Source organism: Pelagibacterium xiamenense, assembly GCF_021166475.1.
Classification (GTDB): Bacteria; Pseudomonadota; Alphaproteobacteria; order Rhizobiales; family Devosiaceae; genus Pelagibacterium; species Pelagibacterium xiamenense.
Window position 1 is genome coordinate 355,350 of the sequence record NZ_JAJOYS010000001.1, and the last position, 24,206, is coordinate 379,555.

Annotated in this window: 19 protein-coding genes and 1 tRNA gene; 16 read left to right on the forward strand and 4 right to left on the reverse strand. The window is 60.3% G+C overall.

Going from position 1 to position 24,206, the window contains the following annotated elements:
• Positions 1-152: 152 nt before the first annotated feature.
• Together LSG43_RS01770 and LSG43_RS01775 are read left to right on the forward strand one after the other, a co-directional pair.
• Positions 153-797: a hypothetical protein gene (locus LSG43_RS01770; RefSeq protein WP_231800803.1), complete on the forward strand. Its 645-nt coding sequence runs from the start codon at positions 153-155 to the stop codon at positions 795-797.
• Positions 798-940: 143 nt separating this feature from the next.
• Positions 941-1,549 (forward strand): PilZ domain-containing protein, encoded by a 609-nt coding sequence (locus LSG43_RS01775; RefSeq protein ID WP_231800804.1) that lies wholly within the window; start codon positions 941-943, stop codon positions 1,547-1,549.
• Between the two features lie 12 nt (positions 1,550-1,561).
• Here the strand turns inward: LSG43_RS01775 and LSG43_RS01780 are convergent, their stop codons facing one another.
• The gene (locus LSG43_RS01780; protein WP_231800806.1) at positions 1,562-2,626 is read right to left on the reverse strand and encodes an HD-GYP domain-containing protein; all 1,065 of its coding nucleotides are present in this window, start codon (positions 2,624-2,626) and stop codon (positions 1,562-1,564) included.
• Positions 2,627-3,064: 438 nt separating this feature from the next.
• On the opposite strand from LSG43_RS01780, the gene LSG43_RS01785 reads away from it, so the two are divergent.
• Positions 3,065-3,141: transfer RNA gene (locus tag LSG43_RS01785), tRNA-Arg, on the forward strand.
• Positions 3,142-3,387: 246 nt separating this feature from the next.
• Here LSG43_RS01785 and LSG43_RS01790 read toward each other — a convergent pair.
• Entirely contained in the window at positions 3,388-4,662 is a 1,275-nt protein-coding gene (locus LSG43_RS01790) for an MFS transporter (RefSeq protein WP_231800808.1), read from the reverse strand.
• Between the two features lie 458 nt (positions 4,663-5,120).
• Between LSG43_RS01790 and LSG43_RS01795 the strand changes: the two genes are divergently transcribed.
• The 6 genes from LSG43_RS01795 to LSG43_RS01820 all read left to right on the forward strand — a co-directional run bounded on the left by LSG43_RS01795 (position 5,121) and on the right by LSG43_RS01820 (position 14,145).
• The gene (locus LSG43_RS01795) at positions 5,121-6,308 is read left to right on the forward strand and encodes a Bug family tripartite tricarboxylate transporter substrate binding protein (protein ID WP_231800809.1); all 1,188 of its coding nucleotides are present in this window, start codon (positions 5,121-5,123) and stop codon (positions 6,306-6,308) included.
• A 172-nt stretch (positions 6,309-6,480) separates the two neighbouring features.
• A complete protein-coding gene (locus LSG43_RS01800; RefSeq protein ID WP_231800810.1) occupies positions 6,481-8,541 on the forward strand; it encodes a tripartite tricarboxylate transporter permease in 2,061 nt (686 codons plus the stop codon).
• A gap of 75 nt (positions 8,542-8,616) precedes the next feature.
• Complete coding sequence (locus LSG43_RS01805; protein ID WP_231800811.1) at positions 8,617-9,834, forward strand: LysR family transcriptional regulator; 1,218 nt, start codon at positions 8,617-8,619, stop codon at positions 9,832-9,834.
• Positions 9,835-10,068: 234 nt separating this feature from the next.
• The gene (locus tag LSG43_RS01810) at positions 10,069-10,932 is read left to right on the forward strand and encodes an amidohydrolase family protein (protein WP_231800813.1); all 864 of its coding nucleotides are present in this window, start codon (positions 10,069-10,071) and stop codon (positions 10,930-10,932) included.
• A 295-nt stretch (positions 10,933-11,227) separates the two neighbouring features.
• Positions 11,228-12,238, forward strand: coding sequence for a VOC family protein (locus LSG43_RS01815; RefSeq protein ID WP_231800815.1), 1,011 nt, complete (start codon positions 11,228-11,230; stop codon positions 12,236-12,238).
• A gap of 647 nt (positions 12,239-12,885) precedes the next feature.
• The gene (locus tag LSG43_RS01820) at positions 12,886-14,145 is read left to right on the forward strand and encodes a LysR family transcriptional regulator (RefSeq protein ID WP_231800816.1); all 1,260 of its coding nucleotides are present in this window, start codon (positions 12,886-12,888) and stop codon (positions 14,143-14,145) included.
• 190 nt (positions 14,146-14,335) lie between these two features.
• Here LSG43_RS01820 and LSG43_RS01825 read toward each other — a convergent pair whose 3' ends face one another.
• Both LSG43_RS01825 and LSG43_RS01830 read right to left on the reverse strand, forming a co-directional pair.
• The gene (locus LSG43_RS01825; protein WP_231800817.1) at positions 14,336-15,187 is read right to left on the reverse strand and encodes an HpcH/HpaI aldolase family protein; all 852 of its coding nucleotides are present in this window, start codon (positions 15,185-15,187) and stop codon (positions 14,336-14,338) included.
• A gap of 20 nt (positions 15,188-15,207) precedes the next feature.
• Positions 15,208-16,182: an ABC transporter substrate-binding protein gene (locus LSG43_RS01830; protein WP_231800818.1), complete on the reverse strand. Its 975-nt coding sequence runs from the start codon at positions 16,180-16,182 to the stop codon at positions 15,208-15,210.
• A gap of 228 nt (positions 16,183-16,410) precedes the next feature.
• Here LSG43_RS01830 and LSG43_RS01835 point away from each other — a divergent pair, with 228 nt between their 5' ends.
• The 7 genes from LSG43_RS01835 (at position 16,411) to LSG43_RS01865 (ending at position 23,975) form a co-directional block, all read left to right on the forward strand.
• Positions 16,411-17,433 carry an amidohydrolase family protein gene (locus tag LSG43_RS01835; RefSeq protein WP_231800820.1) on the forward strand — a complete coding sequence of 341 codons (1,023 nt, stop codon included), beginning with the start codon at positions 16,411-16,413 and terminating at the stop codon, positions 17,431-17,433.
• Complete coding sequence (locus LSG43_RS01840) at positions 17,430-19,097, forward strand: thiamine pyrophosphate-binding protein (RefSeq protein ID WP_231800822.1); 1,668 nt, start codon at positions 17,430-17,432, stop codon at positions 19,095-19,097. The genes LSG43_RS01835 and LSG43_RS01840 overlap by 4 nt, the downstream gene beginning before the upstream one ends.
• A 136-nt stretch (positions 19,098-19,233) precedes the next feature.
• A complete protein-coding gene (locus tag LSG43_RS01845) occupies positions 19,234-20,115 on the forward strand; it encodes an amidohydrolase family protein (RefSeq protein ID WP_231800824.1) in 882 nt (293 codons plus the stop codon).
• Positions 20,112-21,029, forward strand: a complete 918-nt coding sequence (locus tag LSG43_RS01850; RefSeq protein ID WP_231800826.1) for a substrate-binding domain-containing protein — start codon at positions 20,112-20,114, stop codon at positions 21,027-21,029. Before LSG43_RS01845 ends, LSG43_RS01850 begins: the two co-directional genes overlap by 4 nt.
• 56 nt (positions 21,030-21,085) lie before the next feature.
• Entirely contained in the window at positions 21,086-22,114 is a 1,029-nt protein-coding gene (gene dctP, locus LSG43_RS01855) for a TRAP transporter substrate-binding protein DctP (RefSeq protein WP_231800827.1), read from the forward strand.
• A 120-nt stretch (positions 22,115-22,234) separates the two neighbouring features.
• Positions 22,235-22,672: a TRAP transporter small permease subunit gene (locus LSG43_RS01860; RefSeq protein ID WP_231800829.1), complete on the forward strand. Its 438-nt coding sequence runs from the start codon at positions 22,235-22,237 to the stop codon at positions 22,670-22,672.
• Between the two features lies 1 nt (position 22,673).
• The gene (locus tag LSG43_RS01865) at positions 22,674-23,975 is read left to right on the forward strand and encodes a TRAP transporter large permease (protein ID WP_231800832.1); all 1,302 of its coding nucleotides are present in this window, start codon (positions 22,674-22,676) and stop codon (positions 23,973-23,975) included.
• The last annotated feature ends 231 nt before the right edge of the window (positions 23,976-24,206 follow it).

Below are 24,206 nucleotides of genomic sequence, written 5' to 3' on the forward strand. Positions count from 1 at the left end.
CTGTCGAACCGGCGCGGCCGTGCGCTGGAGCGCGCAGGCGCGTTAACAGTTCGTAAATCGTCTGCGGTGATGATATTCGCGAGGGGATGAGGGATCGATCGTAACGATCGCCGTCGAGGACGCGCCGGCACAAACCGCCGCGAGGAAGTCCTATGGAGTCCAAGTCGTCCAATTCGCACGACCCCATGCTGAGGGTCTTCGTAACGCTACCGGCGTCCTATACGGTCGCGGGGAGCCGGGCGGAAGGCGAGCCTGTCGCGGTGCACAGGTGCCGCACCCGCTCGATCGCGCTCGATCGCATCGTCATCGAGGCGGACACGGCGCCGCCCGAGGACACAAAGATCCATCTCAACGTTCCGGGCCTGGGTATTTACGCCGGCCAGGTCCAAAAGAGGATCGCAACCGGTTTCGTCGTCAACATCACCTTCGATGCCGCCGCGGTCGCCAAGTTGACCCCGCGGCTCGGCTGGCTCAAGCGCTACCTTGCTCGCCAGATCGACAACCGCCGCACCCATGCCCGCCACCGGCTGCCGCCATATCCTGTGCAACTGTGCGCCGACGACGGCACGGAAATCCCCGCAACGCTCTACGACCTGTCGTCCTCGGGCCTCGCGGTTCTCACCGACGCCAGGCCGGCAATCGGGGAGCGGTTCACCTTGGGCGGGATAACAGGCACCGTCGCGCGCCTGTTTGAGGGCGGCCTGGCGCTCTTTATCGATCCGCCGCGCCAGCTCGACGAACTCAGGGAGCAACTGCTCCCGCAGGAGCGGAACGACTTGGGCGCCCGGCGCGGTTGAAAGTCTCCAGAAAGTAATGAAGGGCACGGGAATGCGCGAGTGCTTGCTATCGCCATCAAGTGCATTTAATTTTAATAAAATCTAAGCATATTCAGCCAAGAATTGCCCAGGTGGCAAATGAGAACCACCAGGGGGCGCAGACCATGCAGGCAAATCCACCGGGGGCGCCCGACGAACGGTTACGCGTCTTCGCCACCCTCTCGGCATCCTATACCGTCGCCGGCGCCGGCTCCGAAGTCCACCGGTGCCGTACCCGGTCGATCGCGCTCGACCGTATCGTTATCGAGGCGGAAGGTGCGCCGCCGCAGAACGCCAAGGTCTTCCTCAACATTCCCGGTCTTGGCATCTGTTCGGGTCAAGTGAGCAAGACAATGCCCAACGGCTTCGTGGTGGCGATTGCGCTCGATACCCGCGCCGTCGCCAAGCTGATGCCGCGCCTGGGCTGGCTCAAGCGTTTCCTCGCCCGCGATACGGATAACCGGCGCGCGCATCCGCGCCATCTCATGCCGCCCTACCCGGTGACGCTCAGAGGCGATGACGGTTTTCACGCCGAAGCGACACTGTACGATCTGTCCTGTTCAGGGCTGGCGGTGATGACCGATGCCCAGCCGGATCTTGGCGCGCGGCTGACGCTGGGCGGGATTTCGGGAACGGTCGTGCGGTATTTCGAAGGCGGGCTGGCGATCTGCTTCGACGCGCCGCGCCCGCTCGAGGACCTCAGGGAGCGCCTGTTCCCGCATCCCCAGATCTAGCCGCCAAGAGGCTCACCCGGCGCGCGACGCCAGTCGGCCCGCCTCGTCCTCCGACATCACGCGCGAGAACACGAAACCGGTGAAGGCCCGCAGGAGGTCCGCATCGAGCTTGGGGCCCATTTCCCTCATGACGTCGAGTGCCAGCTCCGGTGCCATCGGCGGCTTGTAGGACCGCCGCTCGAGCAGCGCGCCGAAGATGTCGCACAGCGTGATGATGCGCACGAAATCGGAGATCTTGCTGCCCTTGAGTCCGTCGGGATACCCGCTGCCATCGAGAAATTCATGGTGATGCAGGACCGCGTCGAGAAGGCGCGGGCTGCCATAGTTCTGGGCCTTGAGGATGTCCCAGCCGAAGATGGGGTGCTGGCGGACGATGGCCATCTCCCTGGTGGTGAGCCTGCCGGGCTTGTGCAGGATCGCGGGTGGCACGCGGGCCTTGCCGACATCGTGCAGCATCGCCGCAAGCGTGAGGTCGAGCCGGTCTGACTGGGCAAAGCCCAGATGCACGGCGAAACCGGCGCAGAACCCCGCCACGAGGAGGCAATGCTGGGCCGTGACCTCGTCGATCGACCAGCTGTGGTTGAGCCAGTTGCCAATCCCTGCCGCTTCGATTGCAGAAAGGATCGTGCCGGAGCTTTCCTCGATCCGCGACGTGGCGAGCTTGCGGCCCGCGCCGGCGGCCGCAAGCGCGCCGCCGACCGCTTCGAACGCGGCATCGACGGCCTCGGTCACCGTCTGGGCGAGGATCCGCGTGGCCGCGTCGGGGAGGACCGCCGCGGCCCGGTTGCGTGGAACCACCAGATGCGCGCCGAGCGAATGCGCCTGGGTTTCCTCGTGATGGGATCCGGGGGAGACGACGAAAATCAACGTCACCCGCGCCGCGCGGTAGGCCGCCAGTATGGGGCGCGCCTGGTGGACTGTTTCGCTATTGGTAAGATCGATATCGCAAACGAGCAGCCGCGTCGCGGCGCCCGGTGCGGCGAGCTGATCAATGGCGGTCACCGTGAAGTCGCACGCCGGCCCGATTGCGCGCGCCAGTGCTGTCCCCCGCCCAATGTCATCGGTAGCGATCTGCAAGTTGTCGCTCTTATTTTTTTACAAGAAAAAGAATACGCCTTGAGCTTTAATGACATCTTACTTCGAGAGGGCGTTGGAAAAAGATGTAAACGTCGCTTGGAAAACAGGACAACTTGATCGCGTCAATATCGCCGCTGTTGCGTTCCCCTGTGTCCCGGCGTGGGCGAGGCCGGCTGCCGGAGCGGTGGTCGAGCAGGCCCTGGCGCCCGTCGATCCCGGGCGCAGGCTTTCCACAAACGCGGGGGCGTCGTTTTTGCGCGTCCCACATCCGCGACCGCTGCGAGATCGCCGTATCCGGGGAGGACTGGCCCCCCAAAGCCCGCACCCGTACTTTGAGCGGCACCGGCCCTCAATTCCCCTGTTGCGCCCGCGCCCCGCTTCGATTAGGTTCCACCCCGTTCGCGCCTCCGGCTCTTCTTTGCGCCGCGCACGCGCCGGGCACCCGTAGCTCAGCTGGATAGAGCGCTGCCCTCCGAAGGCAGAGGTCGCACGTTCGAATCGTGCCGGGTGCGCCATTTCGCTAGGTAGAACAGTGTCTTAGATCTTCAGCTTGGTCACTCTCTTAAGTGGGGCGCAAGCTGCGCGTAAGCGTCGGGGGCTGTTTTACAACTCGATGCGATGCTACGTCTGTTTTGATGCCGGTTTCGACGCGTCGATCCGACTTTTCCCCGCTGCCACGATGGATTCGGAAGCCGGCCTTGCGGTGGCTCGCCGGGGCCATCGTTTTGATGGTCGCATTTTAAGCCATTCGCTCGTTGCGGCTATTGGTTTGACGCTTTGGAACTTGCCTCATCGCTTCCGTCCAGACGCCGCACCTCGCGCAACTGCGGGAAGATGACGGCCCAGGCAGCGGCGATCGGGATGATGAGTGCGCCACCAAGTGATAATGCAGCGACAGGGCCGATCCACGTGGCCATGACACCGGCCCGAAAAGCGCCCAGCTCGTTGGAAGCACCCACAAAGATCTGATTGACCGCGTTGACGCGGCCACGCAGGCCATCGGGTGTCCAGATCTGGACCAGCACATTGCGGATGTTTACGCTGATCATGTCGAAAGCGCCGATCAGGATCAGTGCGGCCAGCGAGATCCACAACGTGGTGGACAGTGCAAAAACCAGCGTTGCCACGCCGAATCCGGCGACGGCCGCGAACATGATCTTGCCCGCGTGATTGCGGATCGGGAACAGGATAAGGGCGAGGCCCACGGCGATGGCTCCGACGGCCGGACCGGAGCGCAAAAGGCCCAGCCCTGCTGGCCCGATATCGAGCACATCGCGCGCATAGACCGGCAATAGAGCCATGGCGCCGCCAAACAGCACCGCGAAAAGATCGAGTGATATGGCGCCCAAAACCGGCCTGTTGGTCCACACGTAGCGAAAGCCCGCACTTACCGACTGCCAGCCCGCCATGGGTTTGTCTGCACGTGGCGCCAGCTTTGGAACGCCCAGGACGACAAAGAGTGACGCGGCAGCCAACAAGGCAGCGGCCGTACCAAATGCCAATCGAACGTCAATGGCGTAGAGCAAACCACCTGCAACGGGTCCGCAAATGGTCGCGAACTGATTGGCCGTAGCGTTGGCGGCCACGGCCGGGGGCAGGAGGCTGGTGGGCACGATATTGGGTACGAGGGACTGGCGTGCCGGATTATAAAAGGCCCTCGTCGTGCCGAACAATGCGATTATGAGAAAGATCATCCAGTTTGTTGCAATCCCCGCGCCGGTGACTGCGAACAAAGCCAGCGCACACACGCCCATTAGCGCGAGCGTCACGCTCATGATCGTCCGGCGTGAAAACCGGTCCGCTACCGATCCGGTAATCAGGACCAGCAACAGTGCCGGCAGGAACTGGGAGAGGCCGACAAGGCCCAGGTCAAGCGGAGAGCGCGTGAGGTCGTAGAGATACCATCCCACCGCTACCGTTTGTACCTGGACAGCAAAACTCGTCAGGACCAGGGCAAACCAATAGCTGCGATAGGCAGGTATCGAGAAGGCCGCGAAGCGGCCGGGAGTAGAAACATCGAGGGGCGTGGTGCTCACTTTGGGGCTCTGTCGGATGGCGGGGAACCAGGGCCGGGTGCGATCGGCCGGCATCCGGCCCGGCAGATATCTGATCCTGGTTGGTCTATATCAGCCTTCGATTCTCCAGATTTGCGGCAAGCCATCACGAAAGGCAATTCACCCGCCCGGGTTCTGGACGCAAATCCTATGGCTCGGAGCCCCAATTAAATGCCGCTGGTTCAAAATTTCACATCCAAGCGCCTCTGTCGTGACACAGGTGATCCATTGCCGTCCCGCCAGGTGCGCCAGTCCGGGCAGCAAGACATGTCCCGGCAGCTCATGTGGGCAGAACATAAGCAAACGCGTCGTTTTGCGGGCATCCGGTACGCGAAAGTGCATCGATTCAAGAGCATGGGACATAAGTTTGGTGATGACATCGTTTTTCTGACTGCCGCAACGGTCTAGCATCCGCAAATACGAAATCAGAGGAGCCATTTATGCGTGCAGCGCTTTGGGCGCTCCTGATTGGAGACACTGGCCTGCCGTGCGTTATCAAGCCGGAAGGCGCGAAAGGCGACGAGCCGGTGAGGAGGTCATGCCGCCTGTCGGCAGCCGTCAAGGAGGACAATTTGCAAGAGGAGGTAGCAATGTCGATACTGAAAACGTTCAAGGTATCTGGCGCGGTTCTGGCGATGACGATGGGCGTGGCCCAAGCTGCATCGGCCCAGACGGTCGAAGAATTCTATTCCAGCACGCCCGTCACAATAATGGTCAGTGCGCCGGCAGGAACCCTGTCAGATGTTCTGGCGCGCCAGTTCGCGACTTACTTTGCCCAGCACATACCTGGTGAGCCCGACATCGTTGTCATGAACGTGGCTGGAGCGGGTGGCATGGTGGCCGCAGGTCAGCTTCAAAGCAATCAGCCCACCGACGGCTCGGTCATCGGTTTTCTGCAGCGCAACAATCTCTACCGTTCGCTTGTTGATGGCACCAACGACACTTTCGATCCGCGCGAAGTGCAATGGATTGGGAGCCTGAACAAGGAAAAGTACGCCATCGTTGCCTCCGGGCAGTCACCGGTACAATCGGCCGACGACATGTTCACCACGCCCATGGTGATCGGGGCAACCGGGTTTGCCAACGAAAATCGGACGCTTGCGGCCTTGATGAATGATTATCTGGGCACGCAGTTCGAGATCATCCACGGCTATTCGGGTCGCGAAGAGGTCTATCTCGCCATGGAGCGCGGCGAGGTTGATGGCTGGCTGCCCACGGTCACGGGCCTGATCACCGGAGATCAGGCGCGACAGGTTGCGGAAGGTGAATTGACTGTCCTTATGCAACTGGGCTGGGAGAACGATCCGGCGTTTCCCGATCTGCCCAACTTCTCCGACTATGTCGAGGACCCCGAGGTCGAGGCGCTGATCGATTTCCTGATCCTGCCGTTTGAGGCGGGTCGTCCACTTGCCGTTCCCGCGGAAGTTCCCCAAGACCGTGTCGCTGCCTTGCGGGAGGCCTTCACGGCGACCATGGAGGATCCCGCGTTCAAGACGTTGATGGAGGAGGCCGGTTCACCCCTCGAGCCGATCTCGGGCGAAGAGATAGCCGCAGTGGTGGATCAGTTGTACGCAACACCCGAAGCGACCCTCGAAGACGTACGCACCCTGGTCACCGCCACCGACTGAGGAGGCGACCGCAAGCGGGGAAGGGCACCAGTTCGTTCCCCGCTCGTGCTTTTTGTCACAAGGCTGGCCGCACCCCGGCCGGCACCCCTCTTTTTCACGTTCGCACATCCTCAGGCTGGACTGTGCAGGTCCGAAGGTCCAGACAGGCCCGGGTCAAGGGAGAAATCGTCAAATGGAAGCCCTGTTCGATGGAGCCATGATGGACGCCGCCGGTCAGGCGCTGCTGACGGTCTTGCAGCCCGAGCGCATCATGTTCCTCTGGCTCGGTGTCCTGGTGGGACTGGCCATTGGTCTGCTGCCGGGTATCGGCGGCTTGACCGGCTTTGCCCTTCTGGTTCCCTTTACCTACACCATGGAGCCGTTTTCCGGCATTGCGATGCTGCTGGGCATGATGGCCGCCAGTTCGATCTCTGACCCCATACCTTCGGTCTTGTTCGGTGTTCCCGGGACCACAGCGTCCCAGGCCACGGTTCTTGATGGCCATGCGATGGCAAAAAAGGGCGAGGCGGGCCGAGCGCTGAGCGCTGCCTACGGGGCCTCGCTCGTTGGTGGGCTGGTCGGGGCGGCGGTTCTGGGACTGGCGATTCCGATTCTGCGGCCGCTGGTTTTGTCCATCGCAACGCCCGAACTGCTCGCCATCACCATTTTCGGCATCGCCATGGTGTCGGCGCTCTCCGGCAGTGCCCCCCTTCGCGGCATTGTGGCCGCCTGTATGGGCATTCTTGTCGGCATGATCGGCACCAATCTAATGACCGGTGAGCAACGCTGGACGGCAGGGGCGCTCTATCTGTGGGATGGCGTGCCCATGCTGCCGGTGTTGCTTGGTCTTTTTGCACTGCCCGAACTTTGCGATCTGGCCATCAGGCGCCGCGCTCTGGCCGAGGAGCGCAAGTTCAGCGCCACTCAGGGGATGATCAAGGGGCTCAAGGACTGCGTCGCCAACTGGTTCCTCATCTTGCGATGCAGTGGCCTGGGCGCGGTTCTTGGGGCGATCCCCGGGATCAGCGGCTCGGTGCTTGATTGGTTCGCCTATGGTCACGCCATACAGACCGAGAAGGGCGCTCGCGAAACATTCTCCAAAGGGGATGTGCGCGGCGTCATTGCGCCCGAAGCGGCCACTAATGCAAGCACCGGCGCCATCCTCGTTCCGGCCATCGCCTTCGGCGTTCCTGGCGGGGCGGCAACGGCGATCCTGCTCAGCGCCCTCATGGTCCACGGTATCGTTCCGGGCCCAGAAATGCTCACGCGCAACCTCGACATGACCTATTCGATGGTGTGGAGCATTGCGCTGGCCAATGTCTTTGGTGCCGGGATCTGCTTTGTGCTCAGTGGGCAATTGGCCAAGATATCGACACTGCGCTACACGCTGGTGCTGCCCATCATCTTGTCCATCGTTTACGTCGGCGCGTTCCAGGGCTCCAAAAGCTGGGGCGACATGATCGTTCTTCTTGGTTTCGGCATCCTGGGCTGGGTGATGAAGCAGCTCAAATGGGCCCGGCCGCCACTCATACTGGGTCTGGTGCTCGGCGCGTTGATGGAGCGCTACATGTCGATCTCGATCATGCGCTATGATGCCGATTGGCTCTTGCGGCCCGGCGTTATCATTCTGCTGGGCTTTTCGTTCCTCGTTCTCTTCCGTCCCCTGTTCGGACAATTGGCCCGCAAGGGGTTCAGGGTCGTACTGCCGGCGAGCACGCGTCCGGTTTTCCGGCCTGAGGACCTTCTCTACGTCTTCTTCATGGTGGTGGCTGGCTACATGTTGGTCCAGGCGCAGCAGTGGTCGTTCAGTGCCCGCATTGGCCCGACCGTTGTGGCGTGGACGGCGATCATTGCCGGAGCGGTCAGCCTTTTGTTCCTCGTTTTCTCGAACCGCAGCCATCCCAAAACCGAAGCGAGCGGCCAGGGAGACGACATCTACATGGATCTTAGTACCGACACCGGCGATGGATTGACCGCGCGCATCATGGTCATGCGCGCAGGGATTTTCTTGGTTTGGGTTCTTGGATTTCTGCTCGCCATGGCGCTCATCGGGATGATCCCGGCCATCGCCGTAATGATCATAGCGTTCATGCGCCTCGAGGGGCGCGAGCGCTGGACGCTCTGCATCTTGAATTCGGCGGCAGCGACGGTGCTCATTTATGTGGTCTTTGACCAGGTCATCCGGGTGCCGTGGCCTTCCACGGTACTCGGCGCCCTGTTGCCCCCACTTGCTGCGATCATCCCGTCGGTGTGACCGTGCTGACATGGCGCGCGCTGGCTGCTAACGCTTGGCTTGCGGGTTATCCAGTTGGCAGTTATGGCGAACGATTTGCACGATACCGAAGTCTTCTTCCCCAGCCTTACCCAGTTGCGGGCATTCTACGAGGCCGCCCGGTTGGGAAGCATTTCGCGCGGATCTGAAGCCTTGTTGCGCTCGCAGTCCGCAGTGACCCAGGCGGTCCAGAGCCTTGAGGCTGAACTTGAGGTGACGCTTTTTGACCGGACCCGCACGGGATCCTACGTCACAGAGATGGGCCGGATTTTGCAAAACCGGGCCGAGCGGTGCTTTTCCAAGATGGAGGCCGCCATCGATCGCGTCCAGCAGAGCGGGGCGGACAACCCAAGGCCCCCCCTTGCTAGCCGGCGCCTGACGCGGGCGCAAATTCTGGCGCTGATTGCCGTCCACGAATATGGTTCCTTTGCCCAGGCCGCGCGGCACATGCCTGTTTCGCTCGCGTCCATGCAGCGTTCGGCCCGAAATCTTGAAAAGCAGCTCGGGCGCAAACTGTTCGCCCACACCGCCCATGGAATCAGCACAAATCCGGTTGGCGCACGGCTGTCCAATGAGCTCCAACTCGCCATCCGTGAGCTGGAATGGGCGCAGGAAGAGATGCGGTCCTACCAGGGCCTGTTGCGTGGGCGGCTGCTGGTCGGTTCGCTGCTTCTTGCGGGTAACAATTACATCTCATCGGAACTGGGAAAGTTCGCCGAGCTTCACCCGCAGGTCAACATTCGCCTCATCAATGCGCCCTATGACGAATTGCTCTCCAAGCTGCGCGGCGGGTCCATCGACTTTCTGGTGGGGCTTCTCAAGTCGCCCCCACCGACCGATGATGTGGTCGAAGAGCCCTTGATGTTCGATTCCTATACAGTGGCGGCAGCCCGCAACCACCCCTTGGCCAGTATGGACGACATCTCTTGCGAGACCTTGCGCGAATATGAATGGGTCGCCCCCGGAGTTGGCGCCCAGCGGCGGCGGGTGTTTGAATCCATCTTTGGCGACGGACCGCTTCCCCGTTTCAGTGTCGAAACCCACTCGCTGCTAACGATCTTTATTCTGCTGTCCCAGAGCGAACGAATGGCCGTGATGACCCGCTCGGAACTGTCGGTGGACAAGAAGCTGGGACACAACCTTTCGGCCATCGACTATCCGATCCAGGCGCCTCCTGCGACCATTGGCGTCACAACGCGCGTCAATTGGCAGGCCACGCGCCTCCAGCGGGCATTCCTGGATTTTCTGCGCGAGGGGCCGCATCGGACCGTCTAAATCCGCGCCGCCAATCTTCTTATGTCCGATCCGTGAAAAACGCCGCCTTGTCCTCGGGGGCGCAATGTCCAGCTTTCTGTTTTTTCTTATACCAGGTGGCAGATTTGGAATTTGAGTGAACAGGGCGGAACGGTGTCTGTTGGTGGCCACCTGATCGGCCGGAGCGGGCGCGCGTTCAAGGCGTGGTTACGGAACCGGACGTGAACTGCCGCCCATATAGGAGTTCCCCAAAATATGACTGTCGTCGATATTCATCCCCATATCGTCTCGCGCGATACGGCGCGCTATCCTATGTCCCCTATTGGCGGCAAGCGTTCGGACTGGTCTCACCAGCGCTCCATCGAACTCGACACGCTGATCGAGAGCATGGACGCAGCAGGCGTGGACAAGGCCGCGGTGGTCCATTCCTCCACCACCTATGGTTTCAACTGCGACTATGTGGCCGACGCGATCGCGCAACATCCCGATCGGCTGACCGGGGTCTTCTCGGTCAATGTTCTTGAGCCGGAAGCGCCAGAAGCGATGCGCCACTGGTATGAGCGCGGCTTGACCGGAATGCGGATATTTGCCCGTGGGAGCACGCTCAAGCAGGCATGGCTATCCATCGACGACCCGCGGGTATTTCCGTGCTACGAACTGGCGGGAGAGCTCGGTATTCCCGTTGCAACCAATGCGACGGTCAAAATGCTTGAGCAGATCGAGACCGTGGTGAGCGCCTTTCCCAAGGTTTCTTTCGTGATCGATCATCTGGGACGTAGCGATTTTTCCGACGGGCCGCCTTATGACAACGCAGCACCGATCCTGAGCCTGGCACGCTTTCCCAACGTCTATCTCAAGGTCACAACCAATAATCTTCGCGAATCCCGCGACGGCAAGTCCGATCCCATGACGTTGTTTCCCAAACTGGTCTCGGTGTTCGGTGCCGATCGGATGGCGTGGGGGTCCAACTATCCTGCTTCGCAGGGCACGCTCGAGCAAATGGTGGATCTCGCACGCGATTGCCTTGCTGGTGTCTCGCAGGCGGACCGCGATTTGATCATGGGCGGCACTGCCCTCAATCTGTATCCGGCACTTGCCGAAAAGACTGCATCGGCCTGACTGACGGGCAAAGTGGCGATTGCACGGGCCAAATTACGTGTGCCCGGCCGATGAAATGCGGGCAGCACGCACTGGTTTCGCCGCGGCTGGCGCCCCCGTGAGTTTCGTGAGTAAGAACTGTCGTGCGTCCGCCTCGGCTCGATCCACGGCGCCTGCCATAAACCTGCGTCCTGCATTCTGCCGAGAAAGACTTATCTCTCGGAGCGCAATCGCTATACCCCTTCCAGCACGCCCGTGCGCTACAACCACTGCACCCAGCTGGTCAGTGGAGCACGCACAGGAGCATCATCTACCAATGAGCATACCAGAGGTCGTAAAAGATCCCCCCTTCAACATCACCCGTGCCAGCCACGTCCGTTATTACGTCAAAGATCTCGACCGCTCGGTCGAATTTTATACCGAGATCTTTGGCTTTGTGGTGAGCGCAATCGAGAACGGCATCGCCTACCTGCGTGGCACAGAGGAATCCTGTCATCACTCGGTGGTCCTGATGCAGAACGCCGATAAGGCCGGCACCTCGGAATGCATCGGGATGCGCGTGGCGTCCGAAGACGACATCCATAAGGCCAAGGCCCATTTCGAAGCAGTCGGCGGTACCGCAGAGATCGTCGAGCGCCCGCATCAGGGCCTCAGCCTGATGACCCGCTTCGGCGAAGGCTTCCCGCCAGTAGAGCTTTGCTCGAGCATGACCGTCCTGACTCGCACGATGAACGACTTCCGCTCACAGAAAGGCGGGCGGGTGCTGCGGCTCGACCACTATCAATGCGCCGTGCCCGATGCGACCTTGGCAGTAAAACGTTTCATGGCGCTTGGCTTCCGACCGTCGAAATACACGCTCGACGAGGATACGGGCAAGGTGCTCAGCATTTTCCTCAGCCGCAAGAATAATCCGCATGATCTTGTGATGGCGTATGCGATGGGGCCGCGGCTGCATCATGTCGCCTTCGTGGTATCGGACCTTCAGGCGATGCTGCGCGCAGCTGACATCGCGGCCAATATGGGTTACGGGCGCGACGTGGAACACGGGCCGGGCCGGCATGGGCCGCCCAACGGGGTCTTTCTCTACTTCCGCGACCCCGACGGGCACCGGATCGAATTCATCCTGCCGCCGATGCAGTTCATGGACCCCGAAGACCAGCCGAATACCTGGTCTTCGACCGATGGTTCCTCTCTCGTTCCCTGGGGCAACGGTCCACCACAGAAATGGCGTGAGCAGATGACGCATTTCGATGGTCTCGAACCGGCGGGTGGCCCATTGGCGCGCTGGACCTCGCTCACCGACCCCCGTCATCCCCAGAAGACGTGATGGGGGCTATTATTCAGTAGGAGCCATTCCTGGCTCGTACCAGATTCTGGCGCGAAGGCCGACTGCTGCACGCGGCTCGGCCTTCGACCTTTTTTGCAGCTCCTAGCGCGGCCAATGGGGCGGCCAACGTCGCTTTCGCCGTCATGCGTGTTGCGGTTGCCCTGTCTTCACGCACGTTGGGCCTTATTGGATGCAATCGGCTCCGGCACTCGATCGCTTGGGCCACATCAATTGAAGCACGCTCCATAGCAGCTGGGGTCGTTCTCGATGAAAAGGGGCGCGCCGCGACAAGGCCGCCCAGAGTTGACCGGAAGCTGCGAGCAAGTCGTACCGGCAAAAATTCGCCCCGCGTGCCAGATCATAAGAGACACTCCATCCATTGCCCGGTGCCCGAACGCCCGTCGCCTGTGCTCAACAGCGTATGGCGGTTTCCTGTTAGCGGTATGGAGCTGGCGAGAAAACTATGGCAAAATGGTTGAATTTTAGGCATGGGTACGTCGGTTTATCGATAGCGTTCAACGCAAAAGTTATGTCTTTGGGCAGTTTACGATTGGGCTTTCGATGGGTCGGGCTGGTAGCTATTGACCCACAGGAGGCCGGGCGAGCGAAGAGACCTTTGGCGCTCCAACATGTGAATGGAAGGCAGCATGGCTCAGTTCGCGGAAATCCCGAACCTGCGGCACTTGCGTATGTTGCAGGTTATCGGCAAGACAGGCGGCGTCAGTTGCGCATCGCGTGAGCTGAGCACTTCGCAGCCGGCCGTCACTCAAGCTGTGGCAAATCTTGAGGCCGAAATCGGCTGTCCGATCTTCGAGCGCTGCGCCACGGGCACTTATCCAACGGTTCTGGGCCGCAGGTATCTGCTTCGCATCGACCGCTTTTTCGACATTCTTGACACAGCACTGGCGCAGGCGCTCCCGCCAGGCAATCAGCGGCAGGGTCGGGGCAGCCCGAGGGCTGACTGGTTGATTACCAACACCCAGCTTCGGTCGCTCATCGTGACGTGCGAACAGGGCAGGGTGAATGAGTTTGCCACTGCCATTGGCTTGTCTCCTGCTTCCTTGTTCCGCTCCGCCCGGACCTTGGAGCGCGCTCTTGGAAGGCCATTGTTCGAGCGGACCGCGCGGGGACTGCTGCCGACCAAGCTTGGCGAAACCCTGGCGCGAGAATTCCGCCGTGCCGTGCGAGAGATTGAGATGGCCAACGGCGAGGTGTTGCTGGCCAATGGCAATGAAAGCCTCGAGATCACCGTTGGGGCCCTACCCATGGCGGGCTCACATGATCTGGCCAGGGCGACCCGTGATTTTCTGGCCCTTTATCCCTCGGCAAAGGTGCGCCTTGTGACGGGCGAGTACCACAAACTGGTTGCGGATCTCTCCAGTAGCAGGATCGACATGATCTACGGGATCCTGCGCAAACCCGAATGGGCAGAAGACCTCAGTGAAGAGCTGCTTTTCTATGACAGCTATTGCTTGGTGGTCCGGGCCGGACACCCTTTGACCCGGGTTAAAGAGGTCACGCCGGCCGACCTTGTCGATTGTGACTGGGTTGTGCCGCAGCTCAATACCCCGCGACGCAACCGTATCGAAAAGATATTCGATGCGCTTGGTCGCAAACCGCGGTTTCCCTTGGAAACGCCATCACTGGCCGTGATCCGGGCCTTTCTACTGGACTTTGATACAATCACCTTGATGACCCGCTCCGAGGTCCAGGGTGATCTGGACCGCGGCATTCTTGTCAGTTTACCCACTCGTTTCCTTGGAACAAAACTGCGCAAAGGCTTGACCACGCGGAGTGACTGGTTGCCCACAGAAGCCCACGAAGCGTTCTTGAACTGCCTGCGCAGTGTGGCGTCCGAGCTGGATTACGATCGCGCCGTAAAGCCGGAGATGATGCTGGTGTCTTAATGTCTTTTTGGGTGGGTGCACTGGGCGTTGCCAAGTGCGCCGCCAAGACAGGCGTACTCCAAGATTGACGGATGGGTTGGCAATCAAGCAGCAAAAACGCGACGCCTTTATAGTGGCGTCGCGTTTTGCATTGGTATGAGCACTTTTCCCAACAGACTTGCCAGAATGTGCCTATCGGTCTTGCTCGAAACTAGAGAAGGGCCTTTGCCTTTTCCAGGGTCTCGTAGCTGCGTGAGGGCTGGGTAAACAAGATGTCAAAGCCCTGCTCGACAACCTCAGAAACATTGGCAGCGGTCACGTGGGGGTGGGCGATGCGCACGCCGGCAGATTTTGCCTTGGCCAGGATTTCGGATTTGGCAGCGACGACGGCGGGATGCTCGTACTGGCGAGGGTAACCCAGATTCTGGCTGAGATCGCCTTCGCCAATCATGATTGCGCCAACGCCGGGTACGCTCAGGATGTCATCAAGGTTCTCCATTGCCTCGACGCTTTCGATCATCAAGACAACCATGATCTCACCGTGGGGGACGAGGGGCCACACATCGGCGCGCTCATAATATTCCTGCACTGTCAGACCCCAATATCGCGCAGCGGCGTTGGGAGCATCGCCTCGCAAGCCCTTGGGCTCGAAATTGGGGGCGTCCTTGGGGCGGGCATAGCGGCAGGCTGCGACGGCATTGCGGGCCTGCTCAGCGGTGGCGATGTGGGGGAACACCACGCCATAAACGCCCTGGTCAAGCACCTGCTTGGCCATCCAGGTGTTCATCTCTGCCCCATTGGCCGGGACCCGAACAAACGGCGTCACTGGCGGTTGGAGCGATCCCGATTCCACAATCCGCCGCCGGTTCATCAGGTGCTGGAGCGCATCCTTGAGCTCGGAGGCCGAATAGGGAGTGTGCTCCATCTCAAACAACACGCCTGTCAAAGGGGAAAGGCCGAACTGTGTGGCCTCCTCCCGATCAGCCCTGGCAAAGGCCATAGTGGCTTTTGTACCGGCTTCGAGCGCTGCAATAATGCCGTTCAAGCGTCCGATATTGTTCATTTCGTTCTCCTTTGCCGGCCCTACAGGGGCAGGAACATTTCCTCAGCGGTATAGAGCTTGGGGATCAGTCCCTGTTGGTGGCCATAGCGGATGAGGGCCTCGATGGATGCACGGTTTGCTTCCAATCCGTAGGGTATGGGGTCCCCGCCCACGATCTTTCTGTGCCTGAGATCCTTTTCCGCCTGCTTGCCGGTCGCAGTACCGTTCTCTAGCGCGGCGAGGTAGGGTGCTTTTGCCTCCACGAATGCAGCGTAGAGGGTTTCGGCCAGGTCGGGATGCTCGGCCAAAACGCTTTGCTTTATCGCGAGGGTGCCGTGGATGGGATAGACCCCGTTCTCAGCATAGACGTCTGCATTGCGCTGGGCAGGGTTATCAAAAAGCTCGGTCAGGTTCTCGGGCAAAGAGGGACCGGCCTGGTTCCAGCCTTCGCCCGGCTTGCCAGCTCTGCCGATACCTGCATCACCGGTGCAGGCTGCATCAAGCTGGCCGTTGGCCATCATTTCGACCAGTGAAGATCCCTCCGGGACCTGCCGCACATTGTGCGGCAACTGCAGCTGCTCGACATGTTCTTCGTCATCGACCCACCAGGTCACCCTGTCGATGTCCACGCCATAGGTGTTCTGCAAAAGACCCCGCTTCCAGACGCCTGTGGTCACGGAATAGGCGCGGACGCCGAAGTTTTTGCCTTCCAGGTCCTTTGGCTTTTCGATCCCGGCTTCGGGACGGACAACGAGGCCGTCATGGTGGAACCGGCGGACGAAGAACAGCGGCAAGGCGATGATGGGCACGCCATAGGCTCTTGCGATGATGTAGGTCGTCGGCGCGATCTCACAAATGTCGAAAGCCAGATCCCGAACCATGCGCCGAAATGCGGCGATATGGGGTTTGACCTCTTCAAACTCCAGATTGACGCCGGGGACGGAGACCTTCCCGGACTTGAGTGCTTCGGTGAAAGGATAAGTGCGCAAGGCAACCTTGAGCGTGGGATCAGGCATAGTGGCACCTTTCGTCTGAATGATGGCACAGCTTCTAGCCCAGCGGCAGCGCCGGGGCTTAATAGGAGTTTGCACCCTATCCATAAGATTGCGCCCCTCGAGCCCCAGGCAGGGAATGTTTCGAATGCAACAGGTACGATTTCCAATTGGACCGTTGCGAGGGCTGCGGGCTACCGCTGAGGGCGAAAGGGCCGTGAGCCCTGCGATTTATTGGGAGGCGCCAGCGCCATGATTATCGATTGCCATGGGCATTTCACCACCGTTCCCGCCTACTTCCGTGACTATCGGAAGGCGCAAATTGAAGATTATGCCCAAGGCAAGACCTCGGGTTTCTCCGATGCGCCACAAATCTCGGACGACGAGTTGCGCGAGGGCTTGGAGGCCAACCAGATCCGCCTGCAAAAGGAACGCGGCATCGACATGACGCTGTTCTCACCCATTGCGGGCCTTATGGGTCACCACCACGGCAATGAGGCGATGAGCCAACACTGGTCGCGGACCTGCAACAACCTTATCGCCCGGGTGGCCAAACTGTACCCCGAGCGCTTCGCCCCGGTCTGTCAATTGCCCCAGAGCCCTGGCGCCAACCCGGCGGGGTGTATCGAAGAACTGGAGCGTTGTGCGGAGCTTGGTTTTGTGGCCTGTAACCTCAATCCCGATCCCTCCGACGGGCACTGGACCGATCCCCCGATGACCGACGAGTGGTGGTATCCGCTCTATGAGAAATTGGTGGAGCTGGACATGCCGGCGATGATCCACGTCTCGGGCTCTTGCAACCCCAATTTCCACGGTACGGGTGCTCACTATATCAACGGCGACACGACGGTATTTATGCAGTTGTTGTTGTCGGATCTGTTCAAGACCTTCCCGAGTTTGCGTCTGGTCATCCCCCATGGGGGCGGCGCGGTGCCTTATCACTGGGGCCGCTACCGCGGGCTTGCTCAAGATCTCGGCCGCCCGCCGCTTGCCGAGGCGCTGATGGACAATGTCTATTTTGACACCTGCGTCTACCATCAGCCGGGCATCAACCTGTTGACCGAGGTAATCCCGGTCAAAAATGTCCTTTTCGGTTCCGAGATGGTTGGTGCCGTGCGGTCCATCGATCCGGAAACGGGCCAGGCCTTTGACGACACCAAGCGCTACATTGAGGCGTTGGGGCTCTCCCCCGAAGACCAGCATGCCCTGTTTGAGGGCAATGTCCGCAAAGTCTATCCTCGTCTTGACGCGCTGCTCAAGGACATGGGCAAATGACGACCTCTCGCAGTGCGGCGCGTATTCTCGTCGATCAACTGGTGATCCAGGGGGTGACCCATGTGTTCTGCGTGCCCGGCGAGAGCTTTCTTGCCGTGCTCGACGCACTCCATGACACGCCTGAGATTGAACTGGTCACGTGTCGGCATGAAGGTGCCGCGGCAATGATGGCGGAAGCCCATGGCAAGATCACCGGCCGGCCTGGGGTTCTGTTTTGCTCTCGCGGTCCCGGCGCCACCAACGCATCTTCGGGACTGCACGTGGCGTTCCAGGATAGCACTCCCATGATCATGTTCATTGGCCAGAATCCTCGGCCTGTGCTGACGCGTGAGGGCTTTCAGGAAATCGACTATCGCCGGACATTTGCCGCCCAGGCCAAGGCGGTACTGCAACTGGACGACGCAGCGCGGACTTCGGAATATCTTACGCGGGCGTTCCAACTGGCCCTCTCTGGACGACGGGGGCCCGTCGTCATTCCCATTCCCGAAGATATGCTGGAGGATCGGGCTGAGGTTAAGGACGGTCGGCGGGCACAGGAGACATTGTGCGGCCCCACGCCAAGCGCTGTCGAGCATGTCCGCGCTGCACTGGAAAGCGCCAAGCGTCCCCTCGTGATGCTAGGCGGCTCGGGTTGGACCGAGGATGGTGTAAAGCGTTTCCAGGCATTTGCCGAAGCCAGCCATTTGCCGGTAACTGCCAGCTTCCGTCGTCAGGATCTGCTCGACAACCGCAGCTCGAGCTATGTCGGAGAAATCGGGTTGGGGGTGAACCCAAAGCTCGCTGCACGGGCCCAGGAGGCGGACCTCTTGCTGGTCATTGGTGCTCGCCTCGGCGAGATTGGCACCAACAGCTACACCATAATGGACAGCCCGTGTCCCGCACAGCGCCTGATCCACGTTTACCCGGGGGCAGACGAGATCGGGCATGTCTATCAACCCGAAACGGGCATCGTGAGCAATCCAGCCCAGTTCGTGACCGCCCTCGCCCAGGCTGGCGCGGTCAAGGGTGCGTGGGCGGATTGGACTGAAGGCGCGCGCGCCGATTTCGAGGCATGGACGGCCCCGCGGCAGAGCCCGGGCCCCATCCAGATGTGCGAGATCATGCGCTGGATCGACCAGAACATGCCGGCCGATACGATCTATACCAACGGCGCTGGCAATTTTTCCGTTTGGCTGCATCGCTACCACCGCTACCGCGGGTTCGGCACGCAGGTCGCACCAATCTGTGGGTCGATGGGATACGGGGTACCGGCGGCCTTGGCCGCTAAACTCGCCCGGCCCGAGGCCACGGTGATCTGCGTCGCCGGCGATGGTGATTTCCAAATGACCGGAACCGAGTTGGCAACGGCGGTGGCCCACAAGCTTGGCGTGCGCATTCTCATTCTCAACAATGGTATGCTGGGCACCATCCGCATGCATCAGGAACGTCATTATCCGGGCCGGGTATCTGGCACACAGCTGGCCGATGGCAATCCCGACTTTACCGCTTTTGCCCGTTCTTACGGGGCTTACGCCGAAAGGGTCGAGCGGACTGAAGATTTCGCCGCTGCCTTTGGCCGTGCGGACGCTCACGATGGACCGGCGGTTCTCGAGATCATGATTGATCCCGAAGCCATCACTCCGGCGATGACATTGTCGCAGATCCGCCAAGCGGCACGGCCCTGACGATGGCCTGTCAAGGGCCGTATCGATTGTTGCCCCGGGCCATAGGAATTGGCGTCAGCCATATTCTCCCCACGCCTCTCAAGCGGCTAGGATCGCCCGCAATGAACCACTGTGCCCGCTCCCCGGAAGGTGACACATGAGCGAAAAAATCATCGACATACATCCCCATATCATCGCGGATGATACCGATAGATACCCCTTTGCCCCATTGGGCGGCATCCGTTCGGATTGGTCGGCGGAGCGGCCGTTTACCATCCACGACTACATTGCCGAAATGGATGCTGCCGGTGTCAGCCGGGCGGCGATGGTCCAGTCAGCCACAACCTATGGCTATGACAATTCCTACGTCGCCGACAGCGTCGCGGCCTTCCCCGACCGGATCGTCGGGGTGTACACGGTCGATGTCAAACTGCCGGACGCTGTGGCGACCATCGATGGTTGGCGCAAGCGCGGAATGGCCGGTTTGCGGCTCTTTGGCGCGGGGTCCACTGTACAGTCGGACGGGGCGTGGATGCTCGCGCCTGAAACGTTCCCGGTTTGGGAGCACATGGCCGATATCGACATGCCCGTTTGCATTCAGACCACCAAGATTGGCCTCGCGGTGGTGGAAGAAATTCTCGAGCGCTATCCGGAAGTCAACATTATCCTTGATCACCTCGGTCGTCCCGATTTGAGCGATGGTGCGCCCTATGCCAACGCAGCACCGCTTTGGCGGCTCGCCCGGTTTGACAACCTGTTTCTGAAAATCACGCCACGGACGTTTGATCTTTCCGAAAAGGCGCCTGCCACACCCGATACCTTCTTTCCAAGACTTGTTGCCGAATACGGCGCGGAGCGCCTGGCCTGGGGATCGAACTTCCCCGCCAATACCGGCACGCTCAAGGACCTGGTGGATCAGGGCCACCGGTGCTTTTCCGCACTCAGCAGCGCCGAGCGTGCCGCGATCTGGTCGGGCACGGCCGAGCGGCTCTATCCCCAATTGGCCGAGGCGAACACTTCACAGGCTGCAATCGCATGACCGAATTCCATAAAACATATCCTGGCCAAGGTCCTTTGACCTTGTCTGCCAACATCACCGAGTTTCCCCCAACGAGGGCCCTTTTGGCAGGGGAGGTGTCGTCAGAGTTGGTGACGCTCGACTTTGCCGGGCTGGATAAGGCCCATGACGGCTTTAAGGACATGCTGCGTCGGGGCAGGTTCGACATCTCGGAGATGGCAATTGCCACCTATCTGCAGGCCCATGCTTACGGCAAGCCTTTCACCTTGCTGCCGTTCGTTGTGTTGGGCCGCTTTCAGCACCATTGCATTGGCTACAATACGGACGTCCACAAGCAATTGGCTCCCGGTGACCTGGCCGGCAAGACGGTGGGTGTGCGCTCCTATACCCAAACAACCGGTCTCTGGGTTCGTGGCATTTTGCAGAATGAGTATGGGGTGAATCCGGACAGTGTGAACTGGCTGTGCTTTGACCAGCCGCACCTGCAAGAGTACACCGACCCACCCTCGGTCAGCTGGGGGGACCCGGCGGACGACCCGGTCAAGATGCTGCTCGCGGGCAAGCTGGATGCGGCCATCCTGGGGATGAATATGCCCAAGGACGAACGCATCAAGCCCCTCATTCCCGACCCGCACGAGACCGCAAAGGCCTGGTATGCCCGCGAGGGACTGGTGCCGCCGAACCACTATCTCATTGTTCCCAATGCGCTGTGCGATCAGCGACCCGATGTGGTCGAGGAACTGTGCAGGATGATGGCCGCCTCTCGAGCCAAGGCAAAGACCGAGGACGGAATTGACCCCTGGCCGGTCGGTATTAATGCCAACAGGCGGGCCTTGACCTGCGCGGCCAAGTTCGCCGCCCAGCAACATATGATTGATCGTCAGCCGGAGGTGGATGAGCTTTTTCACCCCCTCATCCGCGAGATCGCCCCTTGAGGACCGTCTCGCCTATACGACGCCACTTAACCACTGAACTTCATAGGGAGGAAATTATGAAGCAACTCAACATTCTAGCGCTCGGCGCAGGTCTATCGACCGTTCTGGGCCTTACGACCCCGGCCCTGGCTCAGTCCGTTGAGCTGATATACAACAATACGCTGCCGCCATTCAACGAAACCTATCAGGCCGGCATTCGCGATTTCGCGCAGGACATTGTCGAAGCGTCCGAAGGCGATATCCTGGTCACCATTCCTGACGCGGAACTCGCGCCACCCAACCGCCAATATGAGGCGGTGCGCGATGGCATTGTCGACATGGCCCTGATTGACATCAGTGCCGTCAGCCAGCTGGTTGCCCTCAACGGTATCGGTGAATTGCCCGGCAATTCGCCGTCAGCCGAAGCCGGCTCCGTCGCGCTTTGGGAAACCTATAAGGAATACTTCGAGGAGATTGGTGAATGGGAGGGGGTCAAGGTTCTGGCAACTCACGTTCTTCCCGGTCGCCAGATCCTGTCGGTGAGCGACATTGTTGCTCAAACCCCGGAGGATCTGCAAGGCGCGCGCATCTGGGCAACCTCTGCTCCTTTGGCGGCTGCTGCCGACGCTTTTGGAGGCGTTCCCATGGATACAGCCTATCCGGAGCTGCAGGAAAATGTTGAGCGGGGCAATCTCGATGTGCTGTTCATCACGCCCGGCTCGGCCAGTGGTGCAGGGGTTCGCCCCAACGTCACCCACGTCACTAAGATCCCGGGCGGGTTGGGCACTGGAGCCTTCGCGGCCATTATTTCAGAAGAGCGTTGGAACGAGCTCACCCCCGAGCAGCAGGACGCGATTCTCGAGGCAGCCGAAGACCTGCCGCGCCGCCTCGGACAGGCCAATGACGCTGAAGAAATTGCGACGGCTGACTACTTCGCCCAAATTCCCACCACCAACGTGGAGGGCGAGGCCCTGGAAGCCTTCAACGCTGTGCTTGATGAACAGGTCCAGGCGTGGATGGAAAGAGCGCGTGAAGCAGGCTTGGAGAACCCCGAGGAAGCAATGGAGTTCTACCAAAGCGTACTCGATCGCGAAACGGCCGAGTAAGACAGACTCCCCTACAGACTCGGGTCTGTAGGGGACTTTTTTGAGGCGGACATGATTTCTCGGATCAACCGAATACTTGGGGCAGTTTCTCTCATCATCTCGGGAACCGCCTTTTTCTTTATGACGTCGATCGCTTTTGTCGATGCGATCGGGCGGCAGTTCCGCCGGCCGGTTCTGGGGGCGTCCGAATATGTGGAACTGGCGCTGCTCACCTTCTTTTTTGCGTCGCTGGCTCTTGTGGTGCGTGACGACTCCCAGATCAGGGTTGGGCTTTTCGCCGATCTTTACAAGCCTCGGCTCGCTGCAATCGAACGCGTGTTTACGGGCGTGGTGGAAACGCTGGTGCTTATCGGCATCGCCTACATGATTTTCGATCAGGCCGGCCGGCTCAGTCGTTTCGGAACCGTGACCTACTTCTTGAAGATACCCGTGGCGCCCTGGGTCTTTGGGGCAGCTGTCATGTGCGTGATCGCTGTCTGGTTCGGGATATTGAATCTGACAAAACTCAAGCCGCAGCCAACACCACGCCCACACGCTTTGCCCGAAGGGGAAAACTAAGTTGCTTGTCATCCTTGTCTTTGGCAGCCTCTTGGGGCTGATCACTTTCACGCGCCTGCCGTTGGGATTCGTGATGCTGTTGACCGGCGGGGCCGGGATTGCCGTATTGCATCCACGCGGTATTCCTGCCGGTATCGCTGTTGCTGAGCAACAGATCATGGACCTGGCGCTCAACTACAACTTCTCGGTCTTGCCGCTCTTCATTCTTATGGGGGTGTTTGTTGTAAAGGCTGGGCTTGCGGAAGAGCTTTTTGAGGCGGCCAGGCGCTGGCTGGGCCATTATCGCGGTGGTCTGGGCCTTGCAACGGTTGCGGCATGTGGGGGCTTTTCCGCCATGACAGCCTCGTCGGCTGCATCGACGGCCACCATGGCCCGGCTCGCCATTCCCGAGATGGACAAGTACAAATATGATCAGGGGTTTTCCTCCGGCACGGTTGCGGCCGGCGGCACCCTGGGCATTCTCATTCCACCGTCGGGAGCCCTTATCATTTACGCTCTGCTTATCGAGGGCAGCGTGGCCGAGTTGTTCATCGCTGGCGTATTGCCAGGGATTCTGACCGCGCTGCTTTACCTGCTGGTGGTTGCAGCCGTTGCCCGTCTGGCTCCACAATGGGCGCCGTCTGGACCTCGGTTCGATTGGGGAGCGCGGTTCAGTGCGCTATGGAAGATCTGGGTGGTGCTGGCTCTGTTTGGCATCATCATGGTCGGCCTCGTGCTTGGATGGTTCTCCCCGACAGAGGCCGGCGGTATTGGTGCCGGAGGGGCCTTCATATTTGCCCTGGTGCGACGCAAACTCACCTGGGCGATTTTCGTTGATGCTCTGGCCGAGGCCGCAAAGCTCTCGACAATGATCTTTATCGTTGCGGCTGGAGCGCTGGTGCTTAACCAGTTCATCAACCTGTCCGGCGTCACCGGCGACGCTGTGGATTTCATTCAATCCCTGGGCCTTGAGCCATGGCAGGTCATTGCATGCTTGATCATCTTTTATTTCTTGCTCGGATGCATGATGGATGGGTTCGCAATGATCTTCCTGACGGTGCCCATCATCGCGCCTCTGGTCGCGGACCTGGGCTACGACTTGGTCTGGTGGGGTATTGTGACCGTCATGGTGGTAGAAATCAGCCTGATAACCCCGCCGATTGGGATGAATGTCTTTCTTCTCAAGGCCATGCAGCCCAATCTGCCTGTCACCGAGATCTACAAGGGCATCTTCCCCTATCTGGCTGCTGATTTCGTCAGACTGGCCCTGGTGCTGTTCATCCCCGCGATCGCGTTGTGGCTGCCAAGCCTGATGCACGGCTGACATACGCGGAGTTCGCTCGACACGATGGCGCCTTCGGACCCTCCGATGGCGCCATCGTTTCTATCTGCCAAGCGCTTGTTGATCACCACTGACGCGTGGCGATCGTCATGATGTGCCGGGCTGGTCAACGCGTTTGTGTTATGGCTGGCAGCAGTGGTCGAGGGTAGCGTCACGGTCTTGACGACGCGTTCAGCAACCCGTTCCGGCGCACGCATTGGACAGATGACGAAG